This is a genomic window from Acidaminococcus nyctereutis (assembly GCF_052216985.1).
GTDB classification, from domain to species: domain Bacteria; phylum Bacillota; class Negativicutes; order Acidaminococcales; family Acidaminococcaceae; genus Acidaminococcus; species Acidaminococcus fermentans_A.
Map to the genome: position 1 here is coordinate 121897 of NZ_JBQOUY010000003.1, position 16326 is coordinate 138222.

Genomic DNA, 16326 nt, shown 5'->3' on the forward strand with positions numbered 1-16326 from the left:
GGGAGGCGGGCAGGTATGGAAATCGTGGTATTCCTTCTATACGGCATCCTGGGCTGCTGTACCGGCAGTTTCCTTTGCCTTTGTGCAGCGCGGTTCCAGCGGGATGAGTCCGTCTTCTTTCCCCGGTCCCACTGCGACCGCTGCGGCCATCCTTTGGGGACCCGGGATCTGATACCTCTGTTCAGCTATTTATACCAAAAGGGGCATTGCCGATATTGTGGGTGCAAACTGCCAGCTTCCCTATTTTGGCGGGAAGCGGCCACCGGCCTCCTGTTCATCCTGGCGGCCCGGCTCCCTGGGCCTCTATCCGTACTGGGGGTCCGCTGGCTCCTGATATCCCTGATGCTGCTCCTGTCTTGGCTGGATATGGACGAACTCCAGCTCTATGAAGATCTGCTCTATCCGCTGGGCATCCTCTTCCTGGTCCTGCGGATGCTGCAGGGAAAATCCCTTATTCAGGGCCTTGTCGGGGCAGTCCTTCTGGGTGGCTTCCTCCAGCTGATCCACTGGCTTTCGCCCCAGGGGATGGGCGCCGGGGATCCGAGACTGGCGGCTGTCCTGGGCCTTTGGCTGGGACCGGTCCAGGGATTCAAAAGCTTTTTCCTGGCCCTTGGAGCAGGCCTTTCTTTTGCCCTGGTACGGGGAATGCGGGCCAAGGAGAACCGTTGGGCCAGCGTCCAGGCTCCTGTGCCGCTGGCTCCCTTTTTCTGCGGCTGCGGGCTGCTGCTCCAGTTCTTGGATCTGGGGGGTCTGCCAGGGGGAACTGAGGGGCCCGGGATGCTGTATTTCCTGGGAGTACTGGACTGGGGCTCTCTGCAGGGACGGCACAGGCTGGAGGAGGCCATCCATTGGTTCCGGCGTATCCTGGAACCTTGGCCGGCACAGCTCCTGGGTGTCCAGTTGGGAAAAGATCGGGTGACCCTGGCTCAAGTGCGGCGAAAGGGAAAAAAATGGGAAGTGGAACGGGTTCAGGAACTATCCTGGCCGGATCGGATCCAGAAAAGCTTAGGGCGGAAGCAGACGGAAGAAACCATATGGTGGCTCCGGGAAGTGTGTGCCAAACAGGGCTTTACTGTCCGGCAGACAGTTTTTTCTCTGGCACCCGATCTGATGGTTTTCCGGGAATTGACCCTGCCAGGGCTGTCTCTCCGGGAACAGGAGGAGACTGCTCCCTGGGAGATCCTCCAGCAGATTCCCTACGGACCCGGGACTTTCCAGCTGGCCCTTTCTCCTTTTCCAAAGCAGCCGGACCTTCTCCTGGCAGGGGCTGTGTCCACAGAAGTCCTGGAAATCTGCAGGGATCTGGCTGACGGGATGGAATGGGAACTGCTGCAAGTGGAAGCGGCTCCTCAGGCTTGGGGACGCTGGTTGGAAGAAGAGCCGGCGGCTTTCCTATTGGCTCTGGGAGATGCCTCTCTCCAGGGGGCCTGGTACAGGAAGGGACAGCTGCTGGGCACCTGCCGTCTGGAGCCGACGGAGAAAATGGCGGAAGGAGGGGAGACCCTTTTGCAGCGGCTGTGGGAAATGGCCGGCCCTTCTGTGGCGGAACAGTTCCAGGAAGGGCCTACTGGAGTGTTCCTGGTTGGAGGACAGAAAGACGAACAACAGTCTTGGCTGGATTGTTTCCAAGTGCTCTGGGACTGTCCGGCGGCCAGCCTCTCCCTGGGACCCTGGTTCTGCTGGGCGCCCTATTATGAAGCAGGGAAAAAGGCACCTCTTTCGGCAGGTTTGTGCGGTACTTTGGGCAGTCTCCTGCCGAAAAGGAAAAAAGCTCCTTTCTGTTATGGTGCCGGTTCCCCTGGCTGCTTCCTGCAGCGGGAAGGGTGGAGCCGGCTGGGGAAGGGACTGCTGGCTTTTTCCCTGGTGCTCTGGCTGGCGGGGACAGGTGCCTTGTACCTGGCAGAACGGAATCTGGACCAATGCCGGCAGCAGCTCCAGCAGGCCTCTGGCTGGGAACACCTTTGGCAGAAGCAGCTGGAAAATAGGAAAGAACTGGAGCGGCAGGAGCGCATCCAAAAAGAGCAGAGCAGGCGGCCACTGCCATGGGGAGGAGTGCTCACCCTGCTAGGCCATACCCTTCCTTCCAGCTGTTGGGTGACCCAGGTGGAACAGGAAACGGGCCGGAACGGATCGACCCTTCTGCTGCAAGGGAAGAGCTTAGGACGGGAGAGCCTCCTCCAACTTGTACGGCGCCTCCAGAAGCAGCCTGGAGTGGCTAGTGTGCGTCTGGAACGGATGGAACATGGGAGTGAAGCCCCAAGGGTGGAAACCTTTGCCCTCCGGCTGCAATGGAAGGGAGGGGAATATGGGACCTGATCGAAAATCTGATATCATGCACTGGCTGCGGAAAGGGAAGCAACCTATAGGGATCTTCCTGCTGCTGGCTCTGCTGTGGGGCGGAGTCCTGTTCCCCTTGGGACAGCGAATCGGGAGAGGATGCCAGCAACAGCGGCAGCTCCAGCAGCGACTCCAGCACCTGGCTGCTTTTGCCCGGAGCTGGGATCCTCAGGAAGCCCGAGAGGAAGCCAGCCATCTCACAAAGGTGCGAAAGAAGAGGGAAGCCCCCGTATCCCGGGAAAACTGGCTGGAAGCCCTGACCCAGACTGCTGAGAACAGCCAGATCCGCTGTCTGCGTCTCCTTCCCCTGGAATCAGGAGAAAAGACGGGAGAAGCCGGTATCGACGTAGTCATGGAAGGTCCTTATCCCGGGTTCTTGCTTTTCTTCCGGCAGTGGGAAGAAACCTATCCGGGCACCTGGATCTGGGATGGGCGGCTGGAGAGCCGGGAAAATGGGAAAAAACTGCTCTTTCAGGGAAAATTCTTCTCTGGACCGATAAAAAGTTCCAAAGGAAGAGAAATCGGCAGGAATCATTGACCGACTTCGTTAATAATGAGATAATAGAATGTAAACGGATTATTTCCTGTTGAGGAACGTTTGCTTGTTACCGAGGGGAGGACCTATATTATGAGCATCAGCTGTGTCGCACCGCATGCACAGAAAAAAACGAAAACGTCAAAGGACCGGATTTTTGGAGCCAGTGAAGCTGCCCAGAAACGGATCAGCGAAATCGGAGCAGAAAACGTGGTCAACGCCACCATCGGCTGCATCCTGGACAATGATGAGAACTTCGTGGTGCTGCCTACCGTGAGCAAGGTCTATCGGAGCCTGAAAGATGCGGAATATTTCAAATATGCTCCCATCATGGGTCTGCCGGAATACCTGGAACTGGTGCAGAATGCCTGTTTCTGCCAGTCCCGTCCGGAAGGCTTTACGGCTGCCATCGCTACTGCCGGCGGTACCGGAGCCATCCACCATGCTGTCTGGAACTATACGGAATCCGGAGATACCATCCTGACTTCTGAATGGTACTGGGGAGCGTACAAACAGATCTGTGAGGATATGGACCGCCATCTGGATACGTATCCCATGGTCACGGAAGAACAAAAATTCAATCTGGCCGGCTGTGAACAGAAAGTCCGGGAGATCCTGTCCAAACAGGACCGGATCCTGCTGATCATCAATACCCCTGCCCATAATCCCACCGGGTTCAGCCTCACTCCGGAAGAAATCGAGAACGTAGTGAAGATGCTGGAAGAAGTCCTGTCTGGTACGGATAAGACGGCTGCCCTCTGCTTGGATGTAGCTTATATCGATTATGCCGGGGAACGGGAAGAAGTCCGGAGAATCTTCCGGAAGCTGTCCAATCTGCCGAAGAACATCTTCGGACTCATCGCCTATAGCCTGTCCAAGAGCTTTTCCATGTATGGCCAGCGCTGTGGGGCTCTGATCGGGGTCACCAGCGATGAAAAGCAGATCCTGGAATTCATCAATGCGAACAAATACACCAGCCGGGCCTGCTGGTCCAACTGCAACCGGGGTGCCATGGATACCTTGGATACCATCTACAGCGATCCGGCACTCCTGGATACCATCCAGCGGGAACGGGCCCATTATTACAGCATGATCCAGGAACGGGGCGATATCTTCACGGAAGAAGCACAGAAATGCGGGCTGAAGATGCTGCCGTATATTTCTGGGTTCTTCCTGTCCATTCCGGCCAAAGATCCGGAAGCCGTCTGCAATAAGCTCCATGAAGACAATATCTTCTGCGTGCCTCTGGCTGCCGGTGTACGGGTGGCTGTGTGCGGGGTGCCCAAGAAAAAAATCTACGGCATGGCTGCGAAGATCAAAGAAGCCATGGACGCTGTGGGGGAAGACTGAAAAATTAAAGACAAAAGGGGAGCGGAAGAGATGGAGATCATTGGGCCCGACGGAGCAAGGAAAAAGTATCAGGCAGGGACACCGCTTTTGACCATCGCCAGGGACTATCAGGCGCAGTATGCCAGTCCCATTGCTTTGGGGGTGATCAACGGCGAGATACAGCCTCTGCAGATGTGTCCCCGGGAAGGGGACCATGTAGGCTTCTACACCTTGGACAGTGAGATGGGGTATCGGGCTTACATCGCCACCTTCCAGTTCGCTCTGATCGCAGCCATGGCCCGGCAGCGGCCGGAAATCCGCCTGGAAGTAGAAAATACCTTCGGCCATGGACTGTACTGCGCTGTGAAGAACCGGATCTTCCTGAGCAAGTACGATCTGGAAGATATCACCCTCTGTATGGAAAAGATGATCCGGGATCAGGAGCCTATCCAGGTGAAACAGGTGGAACGGGATGGAGCCTGGCCTTATGTGGATCCCCATTTCTATCAGGATGAGGCACCGCTATTGGAAGCCCTCCCGGAAGAACGCCGGATCAAGATCTATCAACTGGGGGACCGGTATGCGTATTTTGTCACGCCTCTCCTGCCCAATCTGGGCTGCTTAAAGGCCTTCCAGCTCGTCTGGTTGGGGTCCGGGATCCTGCTCCGGTACGGACGGCAGGATCAGCTGGAGAAACTGGAACCCTACGTGGAACGGAAGAAACTGGCCCAAGTCTATGCCGATTCTGAAAAGATGGGGCAGGTGATGCATTGTCCTACGGTGGCCGCTCTGAATCAATATATCCGGGAAGGCAACAGCCGGGGGATCATCCAGATGTGCGAAGCCTATCATGAAAAATCCATTGCCCGGATCGCCGATGAGATCGATGCAGACGGACGGAACATCCGCCTGGTCCTGATCGCCGGGCCCTCTTCTTCCGGCAAGACCACGTTTTCCCAGCGCCTGGCGGTACAGATGCGGGTCAATGGCCTCCGGCCCATCCCCATTTCCCTAGATAATTATTTCAAAGAACGGGAACAGACGCCCCGGCTGCCCGATGGAAGCTACGATTTCGAATCCATCGAAGCCCTGGATACGGAACTGTTCAATGAACATATGGAACGGCTGCTCCGGGAGGAGACCGTAGAGATCCCTTACTTCAACTTCAAGACAGGGCATCGGGAATACCGGGGCCAGAAGGAATTCCTGGGGGATGACGGGGTCCTGGTGGTAGAAGGGATCCATGGGATGAACGAGAAACTGTCTGCCCGGGTCCGGCGCCGGAACAAGATGAAGATCTACATCAGTGCTCTGACCCCTCTTTCCTTCGATGATTACAACCGGATCCCCACTACAGATATGCGCCTCCTGCGGCGGATGGTGCGGGATTCCCAGTTCCGGTCCCACGATGCCCGCCAGACCATCCAGAACTGGAGCAAGGTCCGGGCAGGGGAAGAAAAGAATATCTTCCCCTTCAGTGAAGAGGCGGACATCATGTTCAATACTACGCTGATCTATGAACTGGCTGTTTTCAAGAAATATGCCTGCCCGCTCCTGGAACAGATACCCCGGGACGCAGCAGAATATCCGGTTGCACGGAATTTCCTGGACATGCTGCAGATCGTGGAACCCATCGATGATAAGGCCATTCCCAATAACTCCATTATCCGGGAATTCATCGGCCATTCAATTTTTGGAGATTTATTATAAGGAGAACAACATGCATATTTCTCAGCGGACGCTGCATATACCTACGTCTCCCATCCGGAAGCTGGCTCCCATTGCCAACCGGGTGGAAAAAACCAAGAAAATCTATCACTTAAATATCGGACAGCCGGATATCCCTACCCCGGAAAGCTTCTTTGAAGGGGTGGCCTCCTATCATCCAAAAGTGGTGGCCTATGGCAAATCCCAAGGGAACGAGAAACTGCTCCAGGGGATCCAGGACTATTATGCCGGCTGGGGAATGGAGTACGATCTGGATGATATCTTTGTGACCAATGGGGGCAGTGAAGCCGTTTCTTTTGCTGTGATGACTACCTGCGACCCTGGGGACAATATCTTGATGTTCGAGCCCTTCTATGCCAATTACAAGAGCTTTACCGGGGCCTACAATGTGGAAATCAACGGGGTCCCCACGTCCCCGGACACCGGCTATCATCTGCCGGATGAAGCCACGGTGGAAAAATACATCAACGACCGGACCCGGGCCATCTTGATCTGCAACCCGGGGAATCCCACTGGGGTGATCTATACCCGGGCGGAGATGGATATACTGTCCCGGATCGTCCGGAAATATGACTTGACCCTGATTGCCGATGAAGTGTACCGGGAATTCGTCTATGACGGGGTCTACACCAGCTTTGGCCAGCTCCGGGAACTGGATGACTATCTGGTGCTCATCGATTCCGTGTCCAAACGGTACAGTGCCTGCGGAGCCCGGAGCGGCTGCGTGATCACCCGGAACAAGGCACTCCAGCAAGAACTGCTGAAATGCTGCCAGGCCCGTCTGTCTTGCCCCAACATCGAACAGCTGGGAGCGGCGGCCCTGTACACCACCCCCAAATCCTACTGGGAAGAAGTGAAGAAGGAATATACCAAACGGCGGGATACCATCAAGGCCTGCCTGGCCCAGATGGAGGGAGTGATCTCTTCCGATCCCAAAGGGGCCTTCTATGTGATGGTGAAGATGCCCATCGACGATACGGAAAGATTCGCTAAATGGCTGCTGGAAGAGTTCGACATCGATGGAGAGACCATCATGATCACTCCGGGCAACGGATTCTATGCTTCCGATATGAGCCGAGGAAAGGACGAAGCCCGTCTGGCCTACGTGCTCAATACCGAAGACCTGAAAAAAGCCATGCGCATCCTGGAAGAAGGATTGAAGAACTATCCGGGACGGAAATAAGAAATGACGGGAGGGTGCTGCAAGCGTGCAAAGCTCACGCATGCAGCGCCTTCCCTTTCTGTCAGCTGACACACCAGGAACCCTGGCACCCTTTTTTCCTTCCCTTCCTCCGTTTTTTACGCTATAATAAAGGGTACGATTGAAAAACGAGAGGAGATGATCCCATGGCAGCAGGTTTTGCCCAGCTGAAAGTGAATGATACAATGGTGGACAAACTCCACCGGACTGGAAAATATATCCCGACGCCTGTGCAGGAGCGTGCCATCCCGGCTCTTTTGAACGGGCGGGACGTGATCGCCCGTGCCCAGACAGGGGTGGGGAAGACACTGTCCTTTGTGATCCCCCTGTTCGATAAAGTGGACCCGAAAAAAGAATTCGTCCAGGCACTGATCCTTTCTCCCACCCGGGAACTGGCCCAGCAGACGGCTGGCGAGATCCGGAAACTGGACGGGGATACTGGCATTTATACCCTGACGGTGAGCGGCGGACGGGATTTCGAGGAAGAAAAACGAAAAATCGGCCATAAGGCCCAGGTGTTGGTAGGGACTCCAGGACGGCTACTGGACCACCTGCGGAAAGGCAACACCAGCCTGGGCGGGGTGAGATACCTGGTGTTGGATGAAGTGGATGAGATGCTCCGCCAGGGCTTCGGAGAGGATATCGAGACTCTTTTGGGACTGATGCCCCAGGTCCATCAGACCATGGTCTGTTCCGCCACCCTAGATGAAGAAGTCCGGAAACTGAGCCGGAAACTCACCACCAATCCCCTGGTCATCGACATCGCTCCCCAGGAAGCCACCGCTTCCACCATCCACCAGATCTGCATCAAGGTCAGCGAGGAACACAAACAGGAAGCCTTGGCATCCTTGATCCGCCGGTACAATCCTTTTTTGATGCTGGTGTTCTGCTGCAGCAAGGAGCGGGCCATCGAGCTGTCTGACTGGCTCTACGGGGCAGGCTTCAACGTGGATGTGCTCCACGGGGATATGTCCCAGACCAAGCGACGTCAGGTGATGGAAAACTTCCGGAAGGCCAAGCTCCAGATCCTGGTTGCCAGTGATATCGCGGCCCGGGGCCTGGATGTGGAAGGCATCACCCAGGTGGTGAATTACGACATCCCCCACGACCCTGATTGGTATGTACACCGGATCGGACGGACCGGACGGGCCGGCAGCGAGGGGACGGCCATTACCTTCTACACCGCCGATGAGACCCGGTGGCTCCAGAACTTGGAGAAGAAGCTGGCCATCACCCTGGAACGGCAGAACCTGGCCGGGGAAAAAGTCCGGCGGACGGTGAAACCGGTACGTCCCAAGAAGAAACGGGTGCCCAGACGGGGCAAGAGTGCCGTGGGTCCTAACAAACGGGGAACCAAATACGCGGAAGCGTCCCGGAAACAGAAAAAGAAAGAAAAATAAAGAATAGCAAGTAAAAATGGAGAGGTGCTAACCATGAGTGAAGTACGTGTACGTTTTGCCCCCAGTCCTACGGGGTATCTGCATATCGGCGGGGCCCGGACGGCTCTGTTCAACTGGCTGTTTGCCCGGAGCCAGGGGGGAAAGATGATCCTGCGGATCGAAGATACGGACCGGGACCGGCTGAAGGAAGATTCCGTCTCCCAGATCATCACCAGCCTGAAATGGCTGGGACTGGATTGGGATGAAGGCCCGGAAGTGGGTGGGGACCATGGTCCTTATTACCAGTTCGAGCGGCTGGATCTGTACCGGAAATACTGCCAGCAGCTGGTGGACGAAGGTAAGGCCTACTACTGCTTCTGCTCTCCGGCGGATCTGGAAGCCCAGCGGGAAGAACAGCGGAAGAAAAAGCAGCCCTTCCATTATGCCGGGGTCTGCCGAGACCTGGATCCGGCAGAGGCCAAGAAGAGAGTGGCAGCCGGAGAACCTCATTCTGTCCGGATCAAGCTGCCTCGGGAAGGGACCATCACCGTCCATGATATGATCCATGGGGACGTGACCTTCAACTGGGACCAGTTCGACGATTTCGTCATCATGAAATCCAACGGCATCCCCACCTACAACTTCGCTGTGGTGGTAGACGACCATCTCATGGGCATGACCCATGTGCTGCGGGCGGAAGAACACCTGACCAACACTCCCAAGCAGCTGGTGATCTATGATGCTCTGGGCTGGAAGGCTCCAGAATTCGGCCACATGCCCATGATCCTGGCACCGGACCGGAGCAAGCTGAGTAAACGCCACGGAGCTACGTCTGTGGAAGAGTTCCGGGATAAGGGCTATCTCCACGAAGCCATCATCAACTATCTGACCCTTTTGGGATGGGCTCCCGGCAACGATCAGGAGATCTTTTCCCTGGAAGATACGGTGAAAGCCTTCGACTTCAGCAAGATGTCCAAAAAGGCCGCCATCTATGATGTGAAGAAACTCACCTGGCTCAACGGCCAATACCTTTCCAGCCTGCCTCTGCGGGAAATCGCCGATGCGGCGGTGCCTTTCTTCAAAGCAGCTGGGCTCATCGACGATACTTATCTGCCCGCCCATCAGGCCTACTTCGATCATCTGGTGGATGTGGTCCGGGTGCGGGTGAAGACCCTGGTGGAACTGGCAGAAGGCTCCCGGTATTTCTTTGAAGATGTAGACAGCTATGATCCCAAAGGCGTAGCCAAGTCTTTCAAGCCAGAAGCTGCGGATCTGCTCCAGAAAGCCCATGATGCCCTGGCCACCCTGCCAGTATTCGACCTGGCGACTACGGAAGCCTGCTACAACAAGCTGGCAGAAGAACTGGGCCTGTCCCTGGGCAAAGTGATCCATCCTACCCGTCTGGCCCTTACAGGACGGACCTTCAGCCCAGGCATGTTCGATGTGATGGTGCTGCTGGGCCGGGAAAAGACCCTGGAACGGCTGGAAAAGGCCATCGCCTTCATCAAAGAACAGGCCTGATGCCATGGACAAATATATCTGCCTGGATATCGGTGGCACAGCCATCAAATACGGCCTGGCAGACAGCAGGGGGAGACTGTTCAACAAGGACAGTCTCCCCAATTGCATCGCCAAAGACGGAGTGGAGGCTTTCCTGGACCAGGTGATGGGACTGATCAGCTCCTATCAGAAATATTTCAAAGTCCAGGGGGCAGCTGTTTCCATGGCCGGGATGGTCAATCCCCAGACGGGGGAAGTGATCCATGCTGCCCCTCATTTTCCGGGGCTCACCGGGGTCAATCTGGTACAGCTGGTCTCCCGCCGGCTGCACCTGCCCTGTTGGGTGGAAAATGATGTGAATGCGGCGGCTCTGGGAGAATACTGGCTGGGGAACGGACGGGGAGCGAAAAGCTTGTTCTGCATCACTATCGGCACCGGTATCGGCGGAGCTTTCGTATGGGATGGGCGGCTGTGGCCGGGACACTGCTTCACCGCCGGAGAGGCAGGCCAGGCTAAACTGGGGAGCCGGATCCCCTGGGAAGAAGGGGCTTCGGTGACCGCCCTGATCCGGAAGGCGGCCCGGCTGAAAGGAGTAGAACCGGAAAGCCTGAATGGGAAGATGATCTGCGAGATGGTCCGCCATGGGGACAGACCTCTCCATCGGCTGCTCCGGGAAACCGTCCACCAGTGGGCCACCGGCATTGCAGCGATCTGTTACCTGCTGAATCCCCAGCGGGTGATCCTGGGGGGAGGCATCATGGCCCAGGCGGATCTGTTGGAACCCATGCTCCGGGACAGCTTGCAGAAAGAGCTGTTGCCCGTGGTCCTGGAGCAGACCGCTGTGGCCTTTGCGGGCCTGGGGAACGATGCCGGGCTGATCGGCGCCCTGTATAACTTCCTGGCCAGGGAAAAGAAAAAAGTTGACAATACCTGTAATATACTGTACAATATTACGGTATCACTTTGAGCATGCGCCGTTAGCCCCGGCCCGTACCCAAAGACTCATCACTGGATACAGTTCAAGTTTGAGTTTTGATTAGGAGGAATAAGGATGAAAACATACATGGCCACCCCGGCTACCATTGAACGTAAATGGTATGTAGTGGATGCCGCTGACAAGACTCTGGGCCGTCTGGCTGCCGAAGTCGCCAAAGTGCTCCGCGGTAAAAATAAACCGACTTTTACCCCCCATATGGATACCGGTGATCACGTGATCATCATCAATGCGGCTCAGGTAAAACTGACCGGCAAGAAACTGGTCCAGAAGATTTACTTCCGTCATTCCGGGTATCTGGGCGGCGATAAATATACCAAAGCAGGGGATATGCTGAAAAACGACCCTGTAAGAATGGTAGAACTGGCTGTCCGGGGTATGGTTCCTCATAACCGTCTGGGCAATCAGATCATCAAGAAACTGCATGTATACGCTGGTTCTGAACATCCTCATGCTGCACAAAAGCCTGAAGTTCTGACCATCGATATTCGCTAAGAGGAGAGGAGAACTAGAAAATGGCAAAAGTTACGTATGATGCAACTGGCAGCCGCAAAAGCTCTGTTGCCCGTGTTCGCCTTGTTCCGGGCGAAGGCAAGATCGTAGTGAACGGCCGTGAACTGGGTCAGTATTTCGGCCTGAAGACCCTGGAACTGGTAGTCCGTCAACCGCTGGATACTACCGAAACCCTGGGCAAATATGATGTCATTGCCAACGTTGTTGGCGGTGGGATTTCCGGCCAGGCTGGTGCAATCCGTCATGGTATTGCCCGTGCCCTGCTGAAAGTGGACGCTGATTTCCGTCCTCTGCTGAAGAAAGCTGGCCTCTTGACCCGCGATCCTCGGGAAAAGGAACGCCGCAAGTATGGTCTGAAAAAAGCAAGAAAAGCTTCCCAGTTCAGCAAACGGTAATTCGTTCTGCAAACTGTTGCAAATTTATGCAAGAAGAAAGCGCACCCCAAGACGGGATGCGCTTTCTTTTTATTTCAAAGATGGATAAAACCTGCACAAAACCAGGCTGATTTTTTCTACAGGGTACAAAAAGGGTACCCACAGGGCACACAATCATATCTGATTGATGGCTTCGACAAACTGCCCAATCGTCTTGTGGGTATAGACACGGTTCGTAATATCTTTGGACGAATGCCCCAGGATGAGTTGGATGATCTTCAGCTCGACCCCGGCATTGCTCAGCAGAGTGGCACAGGTATGCCGGCAGTCATGGGGCAGGTGCTGCATGAGGCGCAGGTCCTGCGAGCGTTTCCAGACGTGCTCGTTCAGACAGTCATAAGAAACAGGAAGCTGCTGATATGTTAAACGAGAAATTAAATAATAAGTATTTCGATTGGAGATCCCCTAAGCTGCAAAGATATTACAGATTGAACAAGCAGAATTTGAAACTTGTGGTTGGTAACGGGGATAGAATGATAAACACATACTATATCGTAAAACGTAACAATCTAGCGATTTACCTACCCAAAGAAATCGTTGAAAAATTAAAAAAATAAATTTATAATGGCATCGAAGGGAGGTGGCGTTATGGAGACCTATAGACTGGATCCCGATAGAGAAACAATGAAATGTCCTGTATGCGAGAAGAGCGTTGTCGGGGATTTTGACGTATGTCCTGTATGTGGGTGGGAAAATGACTATGGTCAGCGGGCAGTTCCAAATGTGAGAGAAGGCGCCAATAAAATGTCCCTGAATGAAGCCCGTAAGGCCTGGAAAAAAGGAAAGCAAATTTACTGATGGATAACATCCGAATCATTTATCGTATTCTATCCGTGCTGGAAGCCAGCATGGATACAGAAACGTTCGATGAGCGCAGCCTTTCACCGGAAACCCTGGGAATCACCTGGGCTGGTTTCTAGCCCTGATGAGGATGCTAATCCAGGGAGGGCTGGTGGAAGGAATCTCCGTGGACGTGGATACAGATGGGCACTTCCTGGTCAGCAAAGGACGTCCAAGGATTACTCTGAAAGGCCTGGATCGACTGTACCCGGATGATTATGAAAGACCAAAGCCTAACCCCCCTATATCACCATGTGATTTAATATAACCGCATGCGGTACAGCTTGCTGAGGAAGGTATTCATTATCGTCGATTGTGATAGGAATTTGTTGCGTATCAGATAGAAATTTGAATAAAGGCGCCAGCCGTCCCTAGCGGGGCGGCATTTTTATACCCGAAAACAGGATGAAAACCAAAGACGCACTGACAATCGGAATCAAGCTGGGCAGGCTGCAGCAAACCCTGGACGTCTGGGAAGAGAGCAAACAATAGGCAGTTTTCGTTCCTTATGTTGGCGCCCATCAGTGCAGCATTGTCAATTACGGTCCCAGCAGCAGCCCGATGGGATATTTGGCTTCAGTACTGAGCTGGTGATGAAAACGGACCCAAAGTCCGCCCTGCAGGGGCGGGGGACCATCCGCAAGGATGGTGGTGGGGGCATCGGCGTCAGCCGATATTTTGCAGGGCCAGCAGACAAACCTGGAGCGTTGGGCAGGAACGCTGGAACAAGGAAGTGGTGTCCACATTTTCCTTTACTGTATCCCTGGACGGTGTGACCGTATCCCCGCCAAGGTATTCGGTCCTATCAGGACCTCATGCCCCTACCACCGGGCTTGGAGGGGACCCCTTACCCGCTGACGCAGGGCCTTTCCCTCTTTCAGGGAGACACATGCTGGTGTCGATTCCTACTCATTGCTGCATAACTATACTGTGATGAAGGCTTTACCGAGAACTTGTTGACACATACGTATCGTACAGAATTCTGTCACGACAGAAACGGTTTATGGTATAATAGACTGACAAAATGGTCTGAACTTCCTGCCAGATCCATCAATCCCCAAGGAGGCTTTCCTGTTATGAATAAAACCAGTTTGCTGCTGCTGCCCCTGATTGCGGGGACTTTTTCCTTTTCTGCGCCGGTCCGGGCCCAGGTATCGGCCAATGTCCCGGTGGACAGCCATTATTATGATTCCATCGACAAATTGTCCGGGATGGGCTATCTGGATTCCCTGCCCAATGGAGCGCGGCCCTACAGTCGGCAGCAGATGGCCCGCTGGGTGCGGGAAGCGGAAGAGAAAGCTGCGGAAAAACCTCTGCCGGCCTATCTGGCCGCTGATCTGGCTGCCTTGAAACAGTGGGTGGTACCGGAAGCAGAGGAAATCCAGAGAGAGGGAAATGGACGGGATCCCTTCCGGCTGCGGAAATTCACCGTAGGCACAGGCTATCTCCACAGTGATCGATTCAGCTACCAGGATCGGCGGACGGCTAGCGAATGGGCACCCTTTGGAGAGAAACGGAACGGGCATAAAATCGGCCGGAATGGCGGAGCCGGGGCGGAGCTGGAAGCTTCCGGGAACCTGGGCAGCGAAGTGGCCTTGGGGATCCGGGGCCGGGCTGCCTGGGACAAAGACAATGAAGGGACGGCCAGTCTGGAAGAAGCCTATGTGAAGACCCGGACTGGAGCCTGGTCTTGGGAACTGGGCCGGGAAGCCTTGATCTGGGGCCAGGGTGCCAGCGGGAATCTGCTCCTGGGGAACAATATGAAACCCATGACCTTGCTCCAAGCTCACTTGAACGAGCCCCTCCAGGCCGGAGGATTCTTCCGGTTCCTGGGCCAGGTGGATTTCCACGCCTTCTACGGACGGCTGGATGGAGACCGGGCTGAGGATGCGTCCAGATGGGGTCGGCAGGATTACGATCATCCGGGCCTCCTGGGGCTGCGTCTGGATGTGACCCCGACCCGGTGGTTCACCCTGGGGCTTTCCCGGGTATCCCTCCTGGGAGGGGAGGGCAACGGCTTGGATTCCCACGACTGGGGCAAGTGGAGCTACGGACACAATGCAGACCACAAGGACAAATGGGATGACATCGCTGGCTTGGATTTCCGTTTCCGTCTGCCAGGGGTCCAGTTCTATGGTGAAATGTACGGAGAGGATCAGGCTCACGGGCTGCCTTCGGATTGGGGATACCGGGGCGGGGCCTATTTTCCCCAGCTGACGAAGGACGGATCCTGGGATCTTCTCCTGGAAACGGCTTATACGAACCGGGACTGGTATACCCATGGGACGTACCAGGACGGGTGGACCTACAGCGGAGATATCCTGGGGGATACTATGGGCAATGATGCCCGGAAGTATTATGCCCGGGTGAACCATTATTTCCCCGGAGCGGACCGGCTGGGTCTCTATTACCAGCGGACGGAAAGAGACCGGGGCGCGGACGGACCGGTGGTCCAGGAAGCAGGACTGACGGGACGGAAGAGACTGAAGGAAAATCTCTACCTGAACGGGACCGTAGGGTATGCGGCTGTGAAGCAGGGAAACAAAGACCACGCACTGTTCGCCGGAGCAGAAGCCGAGTGGGAATTTTAAAGAAGGAGGTGCTGCACCTTCAACAGAACCTAGACATGGGACAGATTCTATCCAAAAGCGACTGACGTATGATGAAAGGGGTCGTTGCACGAGTGTGGTTTACACGTGCAACAACCCCTTTTATGCTATAATAGTACCCATCGAACAGGAGGTGGGGTTATGGGCCGTCGGATATTTTGGATACTGCTGGTACTGCTGCTGGGGTTCATCTGGGGACATTCCCTCCAAAACGGCACAGTATCCCAGGCAGAAAGCCAGTCCGTACTCCATTTGGCCCTGGCTCGGTGGGGAAGTCTGCCGGGCATGGGGTATCTGAACTTCTATACCATCCGGAAACTGGCCCATCTCACAGAATTTGCGGCCCTGGGAATGGTCCTTTCCGGGCTGGCTGGGTTTTATGGGAAACGGAGCCTCTTCTCAGTGCTTTGCTGGGGAGCCTGTGTGGGAGCGGTGGATGAATGGATCCAGCTGTTCAGCCCGGGCCGCAGTGCCCAGTTATCGGATGTGGTGCTGGATACCTGCGGGGTGCTGGCCGGGGCTCTGGTGCTGCAGTTGATGTATCGGCTGCTGCGGGGAAAACGGACAAAGGAGAAAGACGGACAATGACGAGATTGGAAAAGCTGAGCCGGGAGCTGGTGGATGTGGTAGTGAATCTGGGGTATCCAGCGGAACTGGGTGAGTTGATGGCCCAGAACTTGGGCACGGAGAGCACGGTGGAACGGATGATCCAGTACCTGCTCCATGTCCAGCCGGCTACTGCGGAAGAAATGGTGGATGAAATGCTGGCCATCTGTGACGAAAGGGACAAATGGGTCCAGAAGAAAAAGAACGAGTACTACAACCGGAAGGTCAATGAGTGGATCAACCGGTAAACGGGGAGTGCTGCACAGAACCTGCAGTACTCCCCTATTCTTTTTATCTATACCAATCCCAATCTTTTATCCA

Annotated in this window: 16 protein-coding genes; 15 read left to right on the forward strand and 1 reads right to left on the reverse strand. The window is 55.1% G+C overall.

Annotation, left to right across the window (positions count from 1 at the left end; genetic code table 11):
• The first annotated feature begins 15 nt into the window (after nt 1-15).
• The 10 genes from ACTUHY_RS03085 to rpsI all read left to right on the forward strand — a co-directional run bounded on the left by ACTUHY_RS03085 (nt 16) and on the right by rpsI (nt 11911).
• The gene (locus tag ACTUHY_RS03085) at nt 16-2316 is read left to right on the forward strand and encodes a prepilin peptidase (RefSeq protein WP_442826552.1); all 2301 of its coding nucleotides are present in this window, start codon (nt 16-18) and stop codon (nt 2314-2316) included.
• Nucleotides 2306-2875: a hypothetical protein gene (locus ACTUHY_RS03090; RefSeq protein ID WP_442826553.1), complete on the forward strand. Its 570-nt coding sequence runs from the start codon at nt 2306-2308 to the stop codon at nt 2873-2875. The genes ACTUHY_RS03085 and ACTUHY_RS03090 overlap by 11 nt, the downstream gene beginning before the upstream one ends.
• Nucleotides 2876-2965: 90 nt before the next feature.
• Nucleotides 2966-4222: a pyridoxal phosphate-dependent aminotransferase gene (locus ACTUHY_RS03095; protein ID WP_442826554.1), complete on the forward strand. Its 1257-nt coding sequence runs from the start codon at nt 2966-2968 to the stop codon at nt 4220-4222.
• 30 nt (nt 4223-4252) lie between these two features.
• Complete coding sequence (locus ACTUHY_RS03100; protein WP_442826555.1) at nt 4253-5911, forward strand: uridine kinase family protein; 1659 nt, start codon at nt 4253-4255, stop codon at nt 5909-5911.
• A 10-nt stretch (nt 5912-5921) separates the two neighbouring features.
• Nucleotides 5922-7112 (forward strand): pyridoxal phosphate-dependent aminotransferase, encoded by a 1191-nt coding sequence (locus ACTUHY_RS03105; RefSeq protein ID WP_442826556.1) that lies wholly within the window; start codon nt 5922-5924, stop codon nt 7110-7112.
• A 164-nt stretch (nt 7113-7276) separates the two neighbouring features.
• Nucleotides 7277-8530 (forward strand): DEAD/DEAH box helicase, encoded by a 1254-nt coding sequence (locus tag ACTUHY_RS03110; RefSeq protein ID WP_442826557.1) that lies wholly within the window; start codon nt 7277-7279, stop codon nt 8528-8530.
• 33 nt (nt 8531-8563) lie between these two features.
• Entirely contained in the window at nt 8564-10030 is a 1467-nt protein-coding gene (gltX, locus tag ACTUHY_RS03115) for a glutamate--tRNA ligase (protein WP_442826558.1), read from the forward strand.
• Nucleotides 10031-10034: 4 nt separating this feature from the next.
• On the forward strand, nt 10035-10976 hold the full coding sequence (locus tag ACTUHY_RS03120) for an ROK family protein (protein ID WP_442826559.1): 942 nt from the start codon (nt 10035-10037) through the stop codon (nt 10974-10976).
• An 84-nt stretch (nt 10977-11060) separates the two neighbouring features.
• Entirely contained in the window at nt 11061-11498 is a 438-nt protein-coding gene (gene rplM, locus ACTUHY_RS03125) for a 50S ribosomal protein L13 (protein WP_075580710.1), read from the forward strand.
• 20 nt (nt 11499-11518) lie between these two features.
• Nucleotides 11519-11911, forward strand: a complete 393-nt coding sequence (gene rpsI / locus ACTUHY_RS03130; protein ID WP_075580709.1) for a 30S ribosomal protein S9 — start codon at nt 11519-11521, stop codon at nt 11909-11911.
• Nucleotides 11912-12064: 153 nt separating this feature from the next.
• Here the strand turns inward: rpsI and ACTUHY_RS03135 are convergent, their stop codons facing one another.
• Complete coding sequence (locus ACTUHY_RS03135) at nt 12065-12352, reverse strand: tyrosine-type recombinase/integrase (RefSeq protein ID WP_442826578.1); 288 nt, start codon at nt 12350-12352, stop codon at nt 12065-12067.
• A 186-nt stretch (nt 12353-12538) separates the two neighbouring features.
• Here ACTUHY_RS03135 and ACTUHY_RS03140 point away from each other — a divergent pair, with 186 nt between their 5' ends.
• The 5 genes from ACTUHY_RS03140 to ACTUHY_RS03160 all read left to right on the forward strand — a co-directional run bounded on the left by ACTUHY_RS03140 (nt 12539) and on the right by ACTUHY_RS03160 (nt 16253).
• Nucleotides 12539-12748 carry a CPCC family cysteine-rich protein gene (locus ACTUHY_RS03140; protein ID WP_442826560.1) on the forward strand — a complete coding sequence of 70 codons (210 nt, stop codon included), beginning with the start codon at nt 12539-12541 and terminating at the stop codon, nt 12746-12748.
• Complete coding sequence (locus ACTUHY_RS03145) at nt 12748-12870, forward strand: hypothetical protein (protein ID WP_278673587.1); 123 nt, start codon at nt 12748-12750, stop codon at nt 12868-12870. Before ACTUHY_RS03140 ends, ACTUHY_RS03145 begins: the two co-directional genes overlap by 1 nt.
• A gap of 996 nt (nt 12871-13866) precedes the next feature.
• A complete protein-coding gene (locus ACTUHY_RS03150) occupies nt 13867-15381 on the forward strand; it encodes a capsule assembly Wzi family protein (RefSeq protein ID WP_442826561.1) in 1515 nt (504 codons plus the stop codon).
• Nucleotides 15382-15540: 159 nt separating this feature from the next.
• The gene (locus ACTUHY_RS03155) at nt 15541-15987 is read left to right on the forward strand and encodes a VanZ family protein (protein ID WP_278673585.1); all 447 of its coding nucleotides are present in this window, start codon (nt 15541-15543) and stop codon (nt 15985-15987) included.
• Nucleotides 15984-16253, forward strand: coding sequence for a hypothetical protein (locus ACTUHY_RS03160; RefSeq protein ID WP_278673584.1), 270 nt, complete (start codon nt 15984-15986; stop codon nt 16251-16253). The genes ACTUHY_RS03155 and ACTUHY_RS03160 overlap by 4 nt, the downstream gene beginning before the upstream one ends.
• The last annotated feature ends 73 nt before the right edge of the window (nt 16254-16326 follow it).